Consider the following 16,345-nt stretch of genomic DNA (forward strand, 5'->3'; position numbering starts at 1 on the left):
TTGCTCAACTGCCTCTGTCGCGTAAATGGGTCCAGGTCAGGGCAGACAGAAGCACCCCCGGCGCACGCCACGGGATTTACCACGCCCCCGGCGCTCACCGAAGGTGCGCTGCGTCGCTGACCTGCTGATGACCGGATCGGTCCGCTGCCGGACCCGATGGGGCCTGTCGCTGCCCCGCCCGCGCGGCCAGGCTTGAGGACATGACCCGAGCACTGATCGTCATTGATGTCCAGGAGTCCTTCCGCGCCCGTCCGCTGTGGGAAACCACCTCCGACCTGAAGATCGCCGACCAGGTGAACCGCCTGGTCCGGCTCTCCCGTCAGGCCGGGGACCTGGTGATATGGGTACTGCACTGCGAGCCCGGCGCCGGCGATGTCTTCGACCCGGCCCTCGGCCATGTCCGGCTGATGAAGGAGCTGGAGCGAGCGGACGGGGAGCCGCTGATCCACAAAACCTCGCACAACGCCTTCACCACCACCAACCTGCAGCAACTCCTCACCGCGCGCGGTATCCGCGAGCTCACCGTCTGCGGCATCCGCACCGAGCAGTGCGTGGAGACAACCACCCGCGTCGCCGGCGACCTCGGCTACCGGGTCACCTTTGTCATCGACGCGACCGCGACCAATCCCATCCCCCACCGCGACGCTCCCGCCGACCAGAGCGTCGCCGATCTGCTGGCCGACCCCCGCACGCTGCCGGCCGAAGAGGTCATCAGGCGCACCGAGTACGCCCTCGCCGGACGCTTCGCCACCATCGCGACGATCGACCAGCTGGAGGCCGCAGCAGGACTTCATGCATGATGACCGAATCGTGAGCCACATCGTCTTCTTCCTGGTGCCCGGAGTCCACTTGCTGGACCTGGCCGGCCCTGCGCAGGTCTTCTCCACGGCCGCCGACTTCGGGCACCCCTACACGCTCGCCTACGTCGCCGAGCAGCCACAGGTCTCCACCGCCCAGGGGCTGCCTCTGGTGGCCGGGCTCGACTGGCCCGAGCTCGGGCCCGAGGATCTGATCGTGGTGCCCGGCTGGCGGACAGGCACCCTGGCCGACGGCCCCGCCATCGGCGCCGCCTCCCTCCAGGTCCTCCGGGACCACCACGCCAGGGGCGGCACGGTGGCCAGCGTCTGCGCCGGAGCCCAGGCGCTCGGCCAGGCCGGCCTGCTCGACGGCCGCCACTGCACCACCCACCACGACGTGCAGGACGAGCTGGCCCTGCGCCACCCCAGGGCGGTGGTCGTCCGCGACGTCCTGTTCACCGCCGACGACCGGGTGATCACCTCGGCCGGCATCGCCAGCGGCATCGATCTGGCCCTGCACCTGGTCGCGACCCGGCACGGCCCGGCCGCCGCCGCCCAAGTGGCCCGGGAAATGGTCGTCTACGCTCGCCGCAACGGCCATGAACCGCAGTCCAGCGCGATGCTCCGGCATCGGTCCCACCTCGACGACACCGTGCACCGCGCCCAGGACCTCATCGACGCCCGCTTCGACCAAGCGCTCCCCCTGCCCACCCTGGCCGCGGCCGTCGGCGTGAGTGAACGCACCCTCACCCGCCTCTTCAGCCGCGCCACCGGGCTCACCCCACTCCGCTACCAGCAGACCCTCCGCCTCGAACGCGCCCAACACTTCATCAGCCACGGCGCGACGATCGACGCCGCCGCCCGCTCAGTCGGTTTCGAGGACCCACGCATGCTGCGCCGCCTCCGCGCCCGCACGACCTGACAGCGTCAGGCTCGCTCCCGGCGTCTCCCATGCCCCTTCCCAGGAGTCCTGTCGCCCCGACGGGCTGTACCCCCCGGCCTCGACGTGCCGCAGGTGCCCCGCCGACGGTCGAGGCGCGGCGGCCCGGGGCGGGGCAAACCCAGCCTCCCCGGCGTATGAGACGCGGGGTTCGGGGCGAAGCCCCGACAAGACCGCCCACCCCAGCCCCGCCGGCGGTCGAGGCACGGGGGCACGGGGGCACGGGGGCACGGGGGCAGCACCCCCCGGTTCGGGAAGGGGCGGGGTGGGGAAACGGCCCCGCGCAGCGGCCCCACCCGCCCCTTCACCCCGCCCCCGCGAACAGCTCCCCCCGTGCCGCCTCCCCCGCCGTCAGCAACGCCCCGCTCAGCACCGCCGAGCCCCCCAACGCCCCCGCCCGGACCTCCGTCCGAAGTGGCGACAGCCCCGCCACCCGCTCCCCCACCCTCGCCGCCAAAGCCTCGCCCCCCGCGTGACCGACCTCGCCGCCGAGGACGACGAACCCGGGGTCGAGCACCGAGGCGACCGCGGCCGCGCCGAGGGCGAGGCGGTGGGCGAGGGCGTCGAGGAAGTCGCTGCGGTCCTCAGCCACCGCCGACCTGACGACGCCCGCCGCGGGCGGCTCCTGCGTCCCGACGGCGCCGGCGATCCCGTACTCCTCCCCCAGCGCGCAGATCGCCGCCGACCCGGCCAGCGAGTGGAAGCCGCCCTCGCAGTCGACCGCGGACGGCATGGCCGCGGTCCCCGGCACGGGCAGGAAGCCGATCTCGCCCGCGCCGCCGGACGCCCCTCTGCGCAGGCGGCCGTCGAGGAAGATGCCCGCGCCGATGCCGTGGCCGAGCCAGAGGTAGGCGAAGGTGTCGCGGTCGCGCGCCGCGCCGAGGCGCTGCTCGGCGAACGCCGCGAGATTGGTCTCGTTCTCGACGATCACTCGGGCGGGCAGCAGGTCATGGAGGGCCGGGACGAGCATCCGGTGCCAGGCGGGGAGGCCGGTGGTGTCGCGGAGTTCGCCGTCGGCGGGGTCGATGAGGCCGGGCGCGCCGATGCAGACGCTGTGCAGACGGGTGGCGCCGGCGTCGGCGGCCGTTCGCTCCACCAGGGCGGCAGCCCTGTCGACCGCGGGCCCGGGGTCGATGTCGCCGCCGATGGGCAGGGACGCCTCGGCGAGCCGGGTGCCGAGGAGGTCGGCTACGACGACGGTCACGCTCTGGGTGCGCACGTCGAGCGCGGCGAAGTGCGCACGGTCGGCGACGATCCCGTAGAGCCTGGCGTTCGGTCCGCGCCGCTGCGCGCCCGCCTCGCCGACCACCTGGATCAGGCCCGATCCCTGGAGCCTCTCGACGAGGTCGGCGACGGTGGGCCGGGACAGGCCGGTCATGGTCTTCAGCTGTCCTGCCGTCAACGGGCCTTCGTGCTGGAGCAGTTCCAGGGCGTGTCGGTCGTTGATGGCCCGGGCGGTGCTCGGAGATGCGGGCATGCCGGAATCCTTTCAGACGAGCGGATCGGCCGATCGACGACTGGCGCTATTTATCAGGAATGGTTCCTGATAGTTTACCTCGCACGTTCTCGGGGAGGTATCCGCATGTCGAGCGAACTGATCGTCGGACCGCGGCAGCTGAAGCGCGCCCGGTTCGCCGTCGCCGCTGTCTTCTGTGTGCACGGGGCCGTGACCGGCAGCTTCGCGACGCGCATCCCGTGGATCCAGGACCATGCCGCGGTCGGCGCCGGTCAGCTCGGTCTCGCTCTCGCCTTCCCGGCGATCGGCGCGTCCGTCGCGATGCCGCTGGCCGGGGCGGTCAGCCATCGTTTCGGCGCGCGCACCGCACTGCGCGGTCTGCTCGCGCTGTGGACCACGAGCCTGGTCCTGCCGTCATTCGCGCCGAACCTGTTCGCCCTGTGCACGGCACTGTTCGTCTACGGCGCGACCTCCGGCATGTCCGACGTGGCGATGAACGCCCTGGGCGTGGAGATCGAGAACCGCCTCGACCGCTCGATCATGTCCGGTCTGCACGGCATGTGGAGCGCGGGCGCGCTCATCGGCTCCGCGGGCGGCACGCTCGCCGCGCATCTGGGCAGCGACGCACGGCTGCACCACACTCTGGCGGCCCTGACGCTGACATCGCTCGGACTGCTCGCCTGTCAGGGCGTACTGGACCTGCGCAGCTCCGTCGACGAGGAGCCGCCGCCCCGGTTCGCCCTTCCCCCGAAGTCGGCTCTGGTCATCGGCGCGATCGGTTTCTGCGCGGTGTTCGCCGAGGGGGCGAGCCTGGACTGGTCCGCGGTCTACCTGCGGGACGTACTGAACACCTCACCGGGTCTCGCGGCCGCGTCGACCACGGCCTTCGCGCTGACGATGGCGGTGGCGCGGCTCGCCGGGGACCGGATCGTGGACCGCTTCGGTTCGGTGCGGACCGTGCGGGTCGGCGGAGTGTCGGCGACGATCGGCGGGCTGGTGGTGGTGCTCGCGCCGCATCCCGCGGTCGCCCTCTGCGGATTCGCGCTCATCGGTCTCGGTGTCGCCGTGGTCGTACCGCTCGCCTTCGCCGCGGCGGCGCGCAGCGGGCCGAATCCGAGTCAGGCGATCGCCGGCGTCGCGACCATCACCTACACCTCGGGCCTGATCGCCCCGTCCGCGATCGGCGCGGTCGCCGACGCTACGAGCCTGGTCGTGTCGTTCGGCCTGGTGACGGCCCTGGCGTGCGGTCTGGTGCTCGGCGCCGGTGTGCTGCGTTCGGCCGGGCGGGAGAACGTGAAGGCCGGCTCCGCGGAGCGGGCACTTCACGACCCGCTGCTCTGAGCCGCCCGACTCCACGGCGGGCCGCACGGGGTACGGACCGGCCTGTCGCCGCGGGCGCCGCCCGACCCACAGCGCTCCATGCCCGGGCACGGGCGGCACGCGCCGCTGAAGCACGGGACCCGCTCAAGCATCGGGGCCCGGTGCCCTGAGCTCGGTGGCGAAACGTCCCTCTTTTCGGGGAAGCTCCGGCCCGTCACCGCGTCGGCTGGCCGGGGGCTGGGACGCTGCCCCCATGGCGCAGACGGAACACTTCGCGGTGCGGCCCGAGTGCACACCGGCCGCGGTCGATTCCGTGGTGGAGCGGATGCAGGCGTTCGGCACCGCGTGGCCGGCGGGCGACGGGGTCGCTGTGTTCAACCGGGTCTATCTGGCGGTCACCGAGGAGATCGTCCGGCATGTCGAGGGCGGTCGCTTCCCCGACCGGAAAGCCGCCATCACCCTCGACGTGCTGTTCGCCCGGCGGTACCTGTCGGCCGTGGACGCGGACACCGAGGGCCTGCGTCCGCCCGCCTGCTGGCGACCGCTGTTCCAGTACCGCCGCCACCCCGGCGTACGGCCCGTGCAGTTCGCCCTCGCCGGGATCAACGCGCACATCGGGCACGACCTCGCCCTCGCCGTGGTGGACACCTGTCATGCGCTCGGCTGCGAACCCGCCGACGTGGAAGGCGAGTTCGACCGCGTCGGCGACATCCTCGTCCTGCTCGAGGAACGGATCCGGGAGGATCTGATGCCCGGCCCCGATCTGCTCGAGATCGCCGACCCGCTGACGCATCTGGTGGGCGCCTGGAGCCTCGAGCGGGCCCGCGACGGCGCCTGGTCGGCGGCACGGCTGCTGTGGGGACTGAGAGAACTGCCCGACCTCGCCGACGAGTTCACCGAGCGTCTCGACGCGGGCGTCGGCCTGGTCGGGCGCTGTCTCCTGACGCCCTGGCGCTGAGCCGCACGACCGGAGACGCCCTGGTGCCGAGCCGTGTGACCGGCACCAGGGCGCCCGCGTGTCCGCCGTCAGTCCTCGGGCAGTTCGACCGGCGCGATCTCGTCGTAGAGGTCGCCCGGGCCCGGGTTCGACGGGTCGGTCGTGCCGCCGAAGTGGGCCATCACGCCCCACACCGCGTTGAGTGCGGTCTGCACGGCGCCCTCCGCCCAGCCGGCAGTCCATGAGATGTCGTCACCGGCGAGGAAGATGCCGCGCTTGTCCTCGGGGAGCCGGTCCTGCATGAAGTGGGTGAACAGGCGCCGCTGGTAGCGGTAGTGACCGGGCAGGTTCGCCTTGAACGCGCCCATGAAGTAAGGCTCGTTCTCCCACGACACCGTGACCGGGTTACCGATGATGTGGCTGCGGATGTCGACATTCGGGTAGATCTCGCCGAGCGACTTGAGCATGACCTCCATCCGCTCGTTCGCGGACAGCGGCAGCCACTTCAGGCTGTCGTCGCACCAGGTGTACGAGAGGCAGATGACGGCCGGCTTGTCGGGGCCGTTGTCCAGCAGGTACGTGCCGCGGGTCATCCGGTCGGTGAGCGTCATCGACATGGTGTCGCGCCCGGTGGTCGCGTCCTTGTCCAGCCAGAACGGCCGGTCCACCGGCACGAACAGCTTGGAGGACTCCATGTAGTGGGTCCGCTCCATCGCCGTCCAGTGGTCGATGGGGAAGAGCGAGTCGTCACAGGCGATCTTGGACAGCAGCATCCAGGACTGGGCCGTGAAGATCGCCGCCCGGTACGTACGGATGTCGCCGGACGCGTCCGTGACCGTGATGCGGTTGCCGGCGGTCCGGTCGAGCCGGGTGACGGCCGGGCGCGGGTCGCCGTCGTGCAGGGTGGACAGCGACGTGCCCAGCGGCCAGTGCACGATCTTGGCGGGCTCGCGCTCCCACAGGCGCAGCGGCAGCTGCTGGCTGCCCTCGACGATGCCGCGGTGGTGGTCGTCGGCCTCCGAGTAGACGACCCGCAGAATCTCCAGGATGGAGTTGGGGAAGTCGGTGTCCCAGCCGCCGGTGCCGAAGCCGACCTGGCCGAAGATCTCGCGGTGCCGGAACGACTTGAACGCCTCTGAGCCGCAGAGGAAGCCGTAGAACGTCTGGTTGTCGAGCTTCTCGACGAGCTTGGCCCAGATCTCGCGGATGCGCGGGACGTCGCGCTCGCGCATGGCCTGGTTCATGTCGGAGAAGTCGGCGCCCTCCTCCAGGCAGGCGTTCCACGCGTCCATCACGTCGCGGTAGACCTGCGGCAGGTCGTCGATGGTCTCCGCGTAGTGCGACTGGCCCTTGAGGTCGACGACGGTCGACGGCGTGGAGGGGGCGAGAGGGTTGGGGAACGGCTCGGTGGTCAGGCCCACCAGGTCGATGTAGTGCTGCAGCGCCGTCGACGACGGCGGGAAACGCATCGCGCCCATCTCGGCGGACAGCTCCGGATCGCAGCCGTCGAAGCCGACCGTGCGCAGCCGGCCGCCGATCCGGTCCGCCTCGTAGACGACCGGCTTGAGCCCCATCTTCATCAGCTCGTAAGCCGCGACGATGCCCGAGAGCCCGCCGCCGATGACCGCGACCTCGGCGCCGTGCTCGGTCGCGGGTATCTGGCCGATGCCCGCGGGGTGGGCCAGGAAGTCGTCGTAGGCGTACGGGAAGTCCGGACCGAACATGGTGATCGGCGGCTGCGTGTCGCTGTGCTGGACGGCAGTGGTGGGCACCGTGGACGTCATGGGGTACGGACTCCTTGCGGGGAAGGGTGGAGCGGTGGGGGCGGGAAGGCGTCAGATCAGGGAGCCGTACAGGCCGGGACGCCGGTCGCGCAGATACGGGTTGTTCGCACGCGAGGAGATCAGCAGCTCGGGGTCGACGTCCCCGGTCACGAGTTCCTCGCCACGGCCCGCGCGGGTGCGCACGACTCCGTCGGGGCTCGCGAGGCAGCTCAGCCCGACGAACTCGAACTCCCCTTCCTGGCCGGTCCGGTTGACGTACGCGACGTACATCTGGCTCTCGAAGGCACGGACCGGGACGAGGGACTCGGCGACGAACTGGAAGGGATGCATCTGCGCGGTGGGCACCAGCAGCAGGTCGGTGCCGGCGAGCGCATGCGCCCGGACGTTCTCCGGGAACTCCACGTCGTAGCAGATCAGCAGGCCGATGCGAATGCCGGCGAGCTCGGCCTGGACGACGGGCCGGTCGCCGGGGGTGAACCACTTCTGCTCGAAGCCGCCGAACAAATGCGTCTTGCGGTAGTTCGCGAGGCGCGCGCCGGACGCGTCGATCAGCTGGGCGGAGTTGTGGATCACCTCACCAGCCCGTTCGGGATAGCCGTACAGCACGGCGATGCCGTGGCAGGCGGCGATCTCGGCGACAGCACCGGCGCCGGGCCCGTCGGCCGCTTCGGCCAGCTTCGGCACGTCGTCACCGATCGCGTAGCCGGTCAGGAACATCTCGGGGCAGACGAGCAGCCCCGCGCCCGCCGCGGCGGCACGCCCCGCCGCTTCATCCAGCACCTTCAGGTTGTCCGCGACCGAGCCCGGGCGGCCGGAACTCTGGAGCAGGGCGGTGCGCAGGGGCATGGGTGACCTCGGGCATGGGGCGGATGAACGGGAGACGTCTAAAAAGGTACGGTCCGGCGCTCGGCCCGGACAAGGCGCGACCGTTGCGCGCGGCCGGTCGATCCGTTGCGTCGTGTGCCGGGAGGGCGGCGATTCGTTGCGCGCCCCGTCGTGCCTGGTCATGCAGGTGGGCGGCGGGGGCGGCGCCACCGGGGTCGTACGGGTCGGCGGCACGGCGCCCGCCTCGTGGACGGGACGGGCCGCTACCCGGGCGCGCCCGAGGAGAACCGCCGCAGCAGCGGGGAGAGCACCAGGACCGATTTGGTGCGCTCCACGAACGGCTCGCCGGCGATGCGCTCGAGCACCCGCTCGAAGTGGCGCATGTCGGAGGCGAAGACCTGGACGATCGCGTCCGCCTCACCGGTGACGGTGGAGGCGGACGCGATCTCCGGGTAGCGCTTGAGGCCCCGCTCGATCGCCTCCGGCGACGTGTTGCGGCTGCAGTAGATCTCGATGAACCCCTCGGTCGCCCAGCCGAGGGCCTTGGGGTCGACCCGCACGGTGAAGCCGGTGATGGCGCCTTGGGCGCGCAGCCGGTCGACCCGCCGCTTCACCGCGGGGGCGGACAGCCCCACCATGGCGCCGATGTCGGCGTAGGAGCGGCGGGCGTCCTCCGCCAAGGCGTGGACGATGCGCTCGTCGAGGTCGTTCAGCAACTTTCACACCATGCTCGGTCCTGACCGGGAAGCGACGGCTCCCCGGTCAGGACAGTATCCATCAGGGACATGGGGGACATCGTCCCTCGCCGGCCCTCACCGCAGGGCCGACCTGCGCATGCCGTAGCCGAAGTAGACCGCGAGGCCCACCGCCATCCACACGCCGAACACGATCCAGGTGATGGTGTCGAGGCTGAACATCATCCACACGCAGAACGCGAAGCCGATCGCCGGGAACAGCGGCGACAGCGGTACCCGGAAGGTCCGCTTCATCTCCGGGCGGGTCCGGCGGAGCACCACGACCGCCACGTTGACCAGAGCGAACGCGAACAGGGTGCCGATGCTGGTGGCGTCGGCCAGCCGTCCGAGGGGGACGGCGGCCGCCAGGCCTCCGCAGAAGAGCGAGACGATGATCGTGTTGGCGCGGGGCGCGCCGGTCTTCGTGTGCACCCGGGAGAACACCTTGGGCACCAGGCCGTCGCGCGACATGGCGAACAGGATGCGGGTCTGCCCGTACAGCACGGTCAGGACGACGCTGGCGATGGCGATGACCGCACCGGCGGCGAGCAGCACGGCCCAGAAGCTCTGGCCGGTGACGTCCTCCATGATCCCGGCCAGTGCGGCCTCGGACTCGCCGAAGCCCTTCCAGGGGCGGGCCCCTACGGCGACAGCCGCGACCAGGACGTAGAGCGCGGTGACGATCAGCAGGGAGAGCATGATGGCGCGCGGCAGGTCCCGCTGCGGGTTCTTCGCCTCCTCGCCTGCCGTGGACGCGGCGTCGAAGCCGATGTACGAGAAGAACAGCGACGCTCCGGCGGCGCTGACGCCGGCCATGCCGAGCGGCATGAAGTTCTCGTAGTTGCCGCTGCGGAAGCCCTGGACGCCCACGGCGCAGAAGAGCACGAGGGCGGCGATCTTCACGATCACCATGACGGTGTTGGCCCGGGCGCTCTCGCGGGCACCGCCGAGCAGGAAGACCATGGCCAGCAGCACGACGATCAGCGCGGGCAGGTTGAAGAACCCGCCGTCGCCGGGCGGCGCGGACAGGGCGTCGGGGATGGTGACGCCGAGTGTGCCGTCGAGGAGCTCGTTGAGGTACTCGCCCCAGCCCACCGCGACGGCGGCGACCGACACGCCGTACTCGAGGATCAGGCACCAGCCGCAGACCCAGGCGACGAGTTCGCCCATCGTCGCGTAGGCGTACGAGTAGGAGGAGCCGGCGACAGGGATGGTGCCGGCCAGCTCGGCGTACGACAGGGCCGAGAAAAGCGCGGTCAGACCGGCGATCACGAAAGCGACGGTGACGGCGGGGCCGGCCTTGGGAACCGCTTCGCCGAGCACGACGAAGATGCCCGTGCCGAGCGTGGCACCGATGCTGATCATGGTCAGCTGCCACATGGACAGTGAGCGCCGCAGCGCGCCGCCCTCCCCCTGCCCGCCTTCTGCCACAAGGCGCTCGACGGGCTTGCGCCGCATCAGCCGGGAACCCGGCCGGGGACTGCTGTCGGGCGACGGGTGGGTCGCGGGTGGCGCTGCGCCGGTGTCCTGCACGTCGGGGCTCCTTCATCGCTGCGGATCGGCGGGGGCGACCCCGCGGCGGCCCGCGAGCATGCCTGTAGAGCCTGTGCATGGGTGAGGGACCGCCGAGCAGACGGTCGCCGCCACTCCTGGTACGGGGGTCGAGCCTACGAGTCCGCTGCTCACAGCCGTAATGCATCGTTGTTGCGCATCGACGGCCGATCATTGCGCGCTGACGGGAGGCACGAGGAAACATTGCGCCGGGGTGAACGACAGCGTCACAGGTGCCTCAATCGCTCCACGACCTCGCGGAGCAGTTCGGGGTCGGCGGCAGCCGCGGAGCGGGTCTGCGGGCGCACCTCGATCAGTCCCTGCGCGGCGAGGTCGGCCAGCAGGACCCGTACGACGGTGAGGGGCAGGTCGGCGTCCGCCGCCACTTCGGCGACGGGGCGGGGCGCACGGCGCACCATGTCCAGCAGTGAGACGCAGGCGTGGTCGAGACCCGGCCGGGGTATGGCGCCGGGCACGGCGGTGACCTGGGACATCAGGTCGAGGCGGACGTCGGCGTCGGGGCGCGTCCGGCCGCGGGTGACGGTGTAGGGCCGCACCAGCGAGCCCGTCTCGTCCTCGTACCAGTGGTCGTCCACGGGCTACTCGCCCCGCGCGGGCGCCTCCGCGCCGCGTCCGCCGGTATCGCTGTCCGCGTCCTTTGCCGAGGGCGGCCGTGCGCTCGAGGCCTGCCGTGCCCGTCGGGGCAGTGCTCCCGCAGCCGCCTGGTCCTCCGGTCCTGGACCGGCCGGGGAACAGGTGCCGTTGACGGGCGGGGCGAGCGGGTCCTCGGAGGCGAGGACCCCCGTCGGCAGCATCACCACCGCCGTTGTGCCTCCGTACGGCGATCTCGTCAGCGTCACCTTGATGCCGTGGCGCCCGGCGAGGCGGCCGACCACGTACAGGCCGAGCCGCTCGTCCTGCGCCGGGTCGAAGTCGCCCGGCGCGGCCAGCACCGCGTGTGCCCGCTCCAGCTCCGCCGGGCCCATGCCGAGCCCGCGGTCGTCGATCTCCAGCACGAAGCCGCCGGACACCTCTGCCATCCGCATCGTGACCTGGGTGAAGGGCGGGGAGAAGGCTGTGGCGTTCTCGACGAGCTCCGCGATCAGATGTACGACGTCGGCGACCGCGTCCGCCCCGACGCCGACCGCCGGCATCGGCGGCACGACGACCCGGGTGTAGTGCTCGATCTCGCCGACCGCCGCGGCGACGACGTCCACCACCGGTACCGGTTCGCGCCAGCGGCGTCCCGGCGCGGCGCCGGACAGGATGATGAGGCCTTCCGCGTGGCGGCGCATCCTGGTCGTCAGGTGGTCGATCTTGAACAGGTCCTCCAGCACGTCCGGGTCGCTGGTGCGCCGTTCCAGGGTGTCGACGAGTTTGGACTGCCGGTGCACCAGTGTCTGATTGCGCCGGGCGATGTTGAGCAGCACCGCGAAGACGCCCCGGCGGAGTGTTGCCTGTTTGACGGCTGCCTCGACAGCGGCCAGCCGCGCAGCGTTCAGCGCCCGTCCCACCTGGGAGATCTCGTCGGCCTCCGCGCGCCCGTCGGCCGCGTCGCCGAACTCGAGCGGCGGAGCGGCTTCGGCGGCATCCACCTGCTCGCCCGCCGCGAGCCGGCGCATCACGTCGGGGAGCCGGTGGGTGGCCAGGAGGTCGGCGGCGTCGCGCAGTTCCTCGAGACGCCGGGAGATACGCCGCCCGCTCACCATGGAGAGCCGGATCGACAGGCCGACCGCGACGAGCCCGGCCACGCCGACGCCCGCGGCCTTGACCATCTCCCGGTAGGCGAAAGCCCGCCCGCGGTCCGCGGCGTTCAGGGCCGCCTCTGTGCACAGCAGCATGTACCGCTTGACCGCGCGGTCGGTGGTGGTGCGCCAGGAGTCGGCGGCCATGGCCTCGCCGGCCCGGTCCGCGCCCGACCTTAGGAGAGCGTCTTCGCCGGCAGTGAGGGCCAGGTACTCCTCCCCGCGCTCGAAGTCGGTGAACAGACGTCGGGAGTCGTCCGGCAGGCCGGGGACGTAGGTGCGGTGGAAGACCCGCCGGTCCTCGATGGTCGCGGTGAGGGTGTCGTACTGCCGGTCCGTCAGGGCTCCCGACGCGCGAGCCCCGGCGACGAAGGCGTCCTCGCGGGAGAGGAACTCCCGTACGCGCACCAGCTCGATCACGACCTGACTTTCCCGGGCGAGCCGGCCGGCCTGCAGAGCGGTGAGCGAGGACTGGACGTCGAACGCGGGCTCGACGAACGTCGTGTACTCGGTGATCGCAGCGTCCCAGGCGAGCTTTCGTGCCAGCACCCGCACGCGCAGTCCCTCCAGAGCGTCGACCGCTCCGGCCATCGCGTCGACGGACTGCCGCTGCGCGTGCGTGAGGTCATCGCGCCGTTCGCGGTCCCCGATCGCCTCCCGCATGGCGGTCACCGTCCGGTCGGTCCCCCGCTGCTGACTCAGCAGGGCGGCGAGGGCCTCCCGGTCGCTGCCCTGCCCCGAGCCGAGGTAGGCAGCGGCGAGACGTCGTTCGATCTGGATCTGGCCCACGGCGGTGTCGATGGGCGTGCCGAACGACTCGTACACCCCTTGGACCCTGAGCAGCGCCCGCAGGTCACCCGTCACCGACACCATGGCAAAGGCCCAGAGCAGCGTGAGGGCGGCGACGGGCACGACGGTGAGTGTCACGATCCGGCCGCGGATCGTGGGGCGGCGGAGTCGCCGGCGCATGTGATCCCCCTGGGGCACCTGGAACAACTCGGGCGGAAAGTGGCGGCCCGACCGTGGTTACCCTCCGGTAGGGGTCGTCAAGCTACGGGACTTGGCATGCCCAGCGCAACGTTTCCCGAAGTAACTCGACCCGGCCGGTTCTCGGGGTTGATAGGTGCGCGACTTCGGGGTTGATAAGTGCGCGACTTCTGGGTTGATAAGTGCGCGACTTCTGGGTAGGCGAAGCGCTGATGAACGCACAGCCACATGTGGTGATTGAGGAATCGCCGCATCACGAGAGCAGGCACAGCGCGGGCGCCCGTACGGCCACCGCGGAGTTCCTGCTGCAGCACTGCCCCTGGGTCGACGCCGACGCGGTGCTGCTCGTCGTGACCGAGCTGGTCGCCAACGCCGTGCGGCACACCGCCGGCTGGTGGCGACTGCACCTGACAGCTGGGCACGACGCTCTGGTGGTTCAGATGGACGACTCCAGCCCCTCGCCGCCGGTCGCCAGGCAGCCGGACTTCAGCGGCGGCGGAGGATTCGGCTGGCACATGGTGCAGCAGCTCGCGGGTCAGGTCGAGGTTCGCCAGCTCCCCTTCGGCAAGCGGGTCGAGGCGACGTGGGTGCGCCCGGCGACCACTGTCCGCTGAACTGACCTGCACTGACCTGCCGGCGCGCGAACGCGCAAGCAGAAGCGGCGTCCCGGTTGCCCGGAACGCCGCTTCTGCCGTGGGGGGAATCGGTATCAGGACAGGTGGCCGACCACGGCCGACCACCCGGTGCACGGCCGAGCTCACTCCACGGCGAGCAGCCCCTCACGCAGCCGGCCGGTGATACGGGCCAGCAGCCTGGAGACATGCATCTGGGAGACGCCGAGCTCCGCGCCGATCTCCGACTGCGTCATCTCCTCGCCGAACCGCATCTGCAGGATCCGACGGTCGCGCTCGTCGAGCTCCTCGATCAGCGGCTTGAGCGCCTGGACGTTCTCCGCGGTCTCCAGGTCGGCGTCCGGCGCGCCCAACCGGTCGGACAGCGGCACCGAGGCGTGGTCGGAGGCATCGTCCATGGGCATGTCGATCGAGCCGGCCGTGTAGCCGTTGCTCGCGACAACGCCCTCGATGACCTCCTCCTCGTCCATCCCGAGGTGCTCGGCGAGTTCCGCGGTGGTCGGTGCGTGGTCCAGCTTCTGCGAGAGCTCGTCGACCGCCTTGGCGAGATCGATCCGCAGTTCCTGGAGGCGGCGCGGAACATGCACGGCCCAACTCGTGTCACGGAAGAACCGCTTGATCTCGCCGACGATGTACGGAACGGCGAAGGTCGCGAACTCCACCTCGCGGCTGAGCTCGAACCGGTCGATCGCCTTGATCAGGCCGATGGTGCCGACCTGGACGATGTCCTCCATCTGCTCGGCCCGGTTACGGAAGCGGCCCGCGGCGTACTTCACCAGTGCCAGGTTGAGCTCGATGAGGGTGTTGCGCACGTACTGGTACTCGTGCGTGCCCTCCTCCAGCTCGGTGAGCCGGACGAAAAAGACCCTGGAAATCTCCCGTGCGTCCTTCGGCGCGACCTCCCCCGGGTTCTCCACGTCAGGAAGGTCCAGCTGCGCCAAGTCAGGGCCCTGTACTCCAGGCTGCGTGAATTCGGTTGGGACCGTGCTCGCCGTGGACACTTCGTCCTCCCCTGCTCCGATGTCAGTACGCAAAGGCGCCTACCCCCGTTGCCGGGACACATTCCCTTTCGAACGCGTTGGCCTGAAACAGTTCGTCCGGCCCCCGCGTGCGGGGACCGGACGAATGACCGAGTGTCAGCTCCGGTCGGGACGGAGGAGCTTGCCTGCGCGAGAGTGTCAGCTCCAGCTGGCGTGCAGGGGCTTGCCCTCCGCGTAACCGGCGGCGCTCTGGATACCGACGATCGACTTCGCCGCGAACTCCTCGAGCGAGCCCGCGCCCGCGTACGTGCACGAGGAGCGGACACCCGCGATGATCGAGTCGATCAGGTCCTCCACGCCCGGACGGCTCGGGTCGAGATACATCCGCGAGTGCGAGATCCCCTCCTCGAACACACCCTTGCGCGCCCTGTCGTACGCGGACTCCTCGCTGGTGCGGTTGCGCACGGCACGCGCGGACGCCATGCCGAAGGACTCCTTGTAGAACCGGCCGTCGGGGGCCTGCTGGAGGTCGCCCGGCGACTCGTACGTCCCTGCGAACCACGAGCCGACCATGACGTTGGACGCGCCCGCGGCCAGGGCCATCGCCACATCGCGCGGGTGGCGGACACCGCCGTCGGCCCAGACGTGCCTGCCGAACTTCTTGGCCTCCGCGGCACATTCGAGGACGGCCGAGAACTGCGGCCGGCCGACGCCGGTCATCATGCGGGTGGTGCACATGGCGCCGGGGCCCACGCCGACCTTGACGATGTCGGCGCCGGCCTCGATCAGGTCACGGACACCCTCGGCGGCGACGACGTTGCCCGCGACGACCGGCACCTGCGGGTCGAGCGCCCGAACGGCCTTGACCGCGCTGATCATCGACTCCTGGTGACCGTGGGCGGTGTCGACGACGAGCGTGTCGACGCCCGCGTCGAGCAGCTGCTTCGCCTTGCCCGCGACATCGCCGTTGATGCCGACCGCCGCGGCGATGCGCAGCTTGCCCTGGGCGTCGACGGCGGGCGTGTACAGGGTCGCGCGCAGCGCGCCCTTGCGGGTCAGCACACCGGCCAGCCTGCCGTCACCGTCCACGGCGGGGGCGTAACGCCGGTTGGCGGCATCGAGGGTGTTGAACGCCTCGCGCGGGTCGATGTCCGCGTCGAGCAGCAGCAGGTCCTTGGACATGACCTCGGACAGCTGGGTGAAGCGGTCGACGCCGGCCAGGTCGTGGTCGGTGACGATGCCCACCGGCCTGCGGTCCTCGTCCACGACGACGCCCGCGCCGTGCGCCCGCTTGGGCAGCAGGGACAGCGCGTCGGCGACGGTCTGGTGGGGCTCCAGGATGATCGGGGTGTCCAGCACGAGGTGCCGCGTCTTCACCCAGGAGATGACGTCGGTCACGACCTCGATCGGGATGTCCTGCGGAATGACGACGAGCCCACCGCGCCGTGCGACGGTCTCGGCCATCCGGCGGCCGGCGATGGCGGTCATGTTGGCGACGACCAGCGGCACGGTCGTGCCGGTCCCGTCCGGCGAGGAAAGGTCCACACCCTGCCGCGAACCGACGGCCGAGCGGCTCGGGACCATGAACACATCGTCGTACGTCAGGTCGTACGGCGGCTTGATGTCATTGAGGAAACGCACGTGCTGAACATCCCAG

At 71.0% G+C, this 16,345-nt stretch carries 14 protein-coding genes; 5 read left to right on the top strand and 9 right to left on the bottom strand.

The features are described from left to right. Positions 1 to 200: 200 nt before the first annotated feature. On the top strand, positions 201 to 800 hold the full coding sequence (locus ACZ4SA_RS25405) for an isochorismatase family protein (protein ID WP_468278611.1): 600 nt from the start codon (positions 201 to 203) through the stop codon (positions 798 to 800). Between the two features lie 10 nt (positions 801 to 810). After that, positions 811 to 1,719: a GlxA family transcriptional regulator gene (locus tag ACZ4SA_RS25410; protein WP_468278679.1), complete on the top strand. Its 909-nt coding sequence runs from the start codon at positions 811 to 813 to the stop codon at positions 1,717 to 1,719. Positions 1,720 to 2,041: 322 nt separating this feature from the next. Here the strand turns inward: ACZ4SA_RS25410 and ACZ4SA_RS25415 are convergent, their stop codons facing one another. Next, complete coding sequence (locus ACZ4SA_RS25415) at positions 2,042 to 3,214, bottom strand: ROK family transcriptional regulator (RefSeq protein ID WP_468278614.1); 1,173 nt, start codon at positions 3,212 to 3,214, stop codon at positions 2,042 to 2,044. Between the two features lie 105 nt (positions 3,215 to 3,319). Here ACZ4SA_RS25415 and ACZ4SA_RS25420 point away from each other — a divergent pair, with 105 nt between their 5' ends. After that, on the top strand, positions 3,320 to 4,534 hold the full coding sequence (locus tag ACZ4SA_RS25420; protein ID WP_468278617.1) for an MFS transporter: 1,215 nt from the start codon (positions 3,320 to 3,322) through the stop codon (positions 4,532 to 4,534). Positions 4,535 to 4,766: 232 nt separating this feature from the next. Then, positions 4,767 to 5,471 (top strand): DUF5995 family protein, encoded by a 705-nt coding sequence (locus ACZ4SA_RS25425; protein WP_468278620.1) that lies wholly within the window; start codon positions 4,767 to 4,769, stop codon positions 5,469 to 5,471. Between the two features lie 68 nt (positions 5,472 to 5,539). Here the strand turns inward: ACZ4SA_RS25425 and ACZ4SA_RS25430 are convergent, their stop codons facing one another. The 6 genes from ACZ4SA_RS25430 to ACZ4SA_RS25455 form a co-directional block, all read right to left on the bottom strand. Further along, on the bottom strand, positions 5,540 to 7,234 hold the full coding sequence (locus ACZ4SA_RS25430; RefSeq protein WP_468278623.1) for a flavin monoamine oxidase family protein: 1,695 nt from the start codon (positions 7,232 to 7,234) through the stop codon (positions 5,540 to 5,542). A gap of 51 nt (positions 7,235 to 7,285) precedes the next feature. Further along, positions 7,286 to 8,080: a carbon-nitrogen hydrolase family protein gene (locus ACZ4SA_RS25435; RefSeq protein ID WP_468278626.1), complete on the bottom strand. Its 795-nt coding sequence runs from the start codon at positions 8,078 to 8,080 to the stop codon at positions 7,286 to 7,288. Between the two features lie 242 nt (positions 8,081 to 8,322). Then, the gene (locus ACZ4SA_RS25440) at positions 8,323 to 8,775 is read right to left on the bottom strand and encodes an Lrp/AsnC family transcriptional regulator (protein WP_468278629.1); all 453 of its coding nucleotides are present in this window, start codon (positions 8,773 to 8,775) and stop codon (positions 8,323 to 8,325) included. A gap of 96 nt (positions 8,776 to 8,871) precedes the next feature. Beyond that, a complete protein-coding gene (locus ACZ4SA_RS25445) occupies positions 8,872 to 10,326 on the bottom strand; it encodes an amino acid permease (protein ID WP_468278631.1) in 1,455 nt (484 codons plus the stop codon). A gap of 245 nt (positions 10,327 to 10,571) precedes the next feature. Next, positions 10,572 to 10,940, bottom strand: a complete 369-nt coding sequence (locus ACZ4SA_RS25450) for a DUF742 domain-containing protein (protein WP_468278634.1) — start codon at positions 10,938 to 10,940, stop codon at positions 10,572 to 10,574. A 3-nt stretch (positions 10,941 to 10,943) separates the two neighbouring features. Next, positions 10,944 to 13,058 (bottom strand): sensor histidine kinase, encoded by a 2,115-nt coding sequence (locus ACZ4SA_RS25455; RefSeq protein WP_468278637.1) that lies wholly within the window; start codon positions 13,056 to 13,058, stop codon positions 10,944 to 10,946. A 230-nt stretch (positions 13,059 to 13,288) separates the two neighbouring features. Between ACZ4SA_RS25455 and ACZ4SA_RS25460 the strand changes: the two genes are divergently transcribed. Beyond that, on the top strand, positions 13,289 to 13,690 hold the full coding sequence (locus ACZ4SA_RS25460) for an ATP-binding protein (protein WP_468278640.1): 402 nt from the start codon (positions 13,289 to 13,291) through the stop codon (positions 13,688 to 13,690). Positions 13,691 to 13,833: 143 nt separating this feature from the next. Here the strand turns inward: ACZ4SA_RS25460 and ACZ4SA_RS25465 are convergent, their stop codons facing one another. Beyond that, positions 13,834 to 14,709 (bottom strand): RNA polymerase sigma factor SigF, encoded by an 876-nt coding sequence (locus ACZ4SA_RS25465; protein ID WP_468278642.1) that lies wholly within the window; start codon positions 14,707 to 14,709, stop codon positions 13,834 to 13,836. Positions 14,710 to 14,886: 177 nt separating this feature from the next. Then, a complete protein-coding gene (locus ACZ4SA_RS25470) occupies positions 14,887 to 16,329 on the bottom strand; it encodes a GuaB1 family IMP dehydrogenase-related protein (protein ID WP_468278645.1) in 1,443 nt (480 codons plus the stop codon). Positions 16,330 to 16,345: the final 16 nt, after the last annotated feature.

This window comes from Streptomyces sp. NPDC027962 (genome assembly GCF_055566095.1).

Bases quoted from the DNA above. Each gene is read 5' to 3' on its own strand.
- ACZ4SA_RS25405 (WP_468278611.1), top strand. From the start codon at position 201: ATGACCCGAGCACTGATCGTCATTGATGTCCAGGAGTCCTTCCGCGCC.
- ACZ4SA_RS25415 (WP_468278614.1), bottom strand. From the start codon at position 3,214: ATGCCCGCATCTCCGAGCACCGCCCGGGCCATCAACGACCGACACGCC.
- ACZ4SA_RS25420 (WP_468278617.1), top strand. From the start codon at position 3,320: ATGTCGAGCGAACTGATCGTCGGACCGCGGCAGCTGAAGCGCGCCCGG.
- ACZ4SA_RS25425 (WP_468278620.1), top strand. From the start codon at position 4,767: ATGGCGCAGACGGAACACTTCGCGGTGCGGCCCGAGTGCACACCGGCC.
- ACZ4SA_RS25430 (WP_468278623.1), bottom strand. From the start codon at position 7,234: ATGACGTCCACGGTGCCCACCACTGCCGTCCAGCACAGCGACACGCAG.
- ACZ4SA_RS25435 (WP_468278626.1), bottom strand. From the start codon at position 8,080: ATGCCCCTGCGCACCGCCCTGCTCCAGAGTTCCGGCCGCCCGGGCTCG.
- ACZ4SA_RS25455 (WP_468278637.1), bottom strand. From the start codon at position 13,058: ATGCGCCGGCGACTCCGCCGCCCCACGATCCGCGGCCGGATCGTGACA.
- ACZ4SA_RS25460 (WP_468278640.1), top strand. From the start codon at position 13,289: ATGAACGCACAGCCACATGTGGTGATTGAGGAATCGCCGCATCACGAG.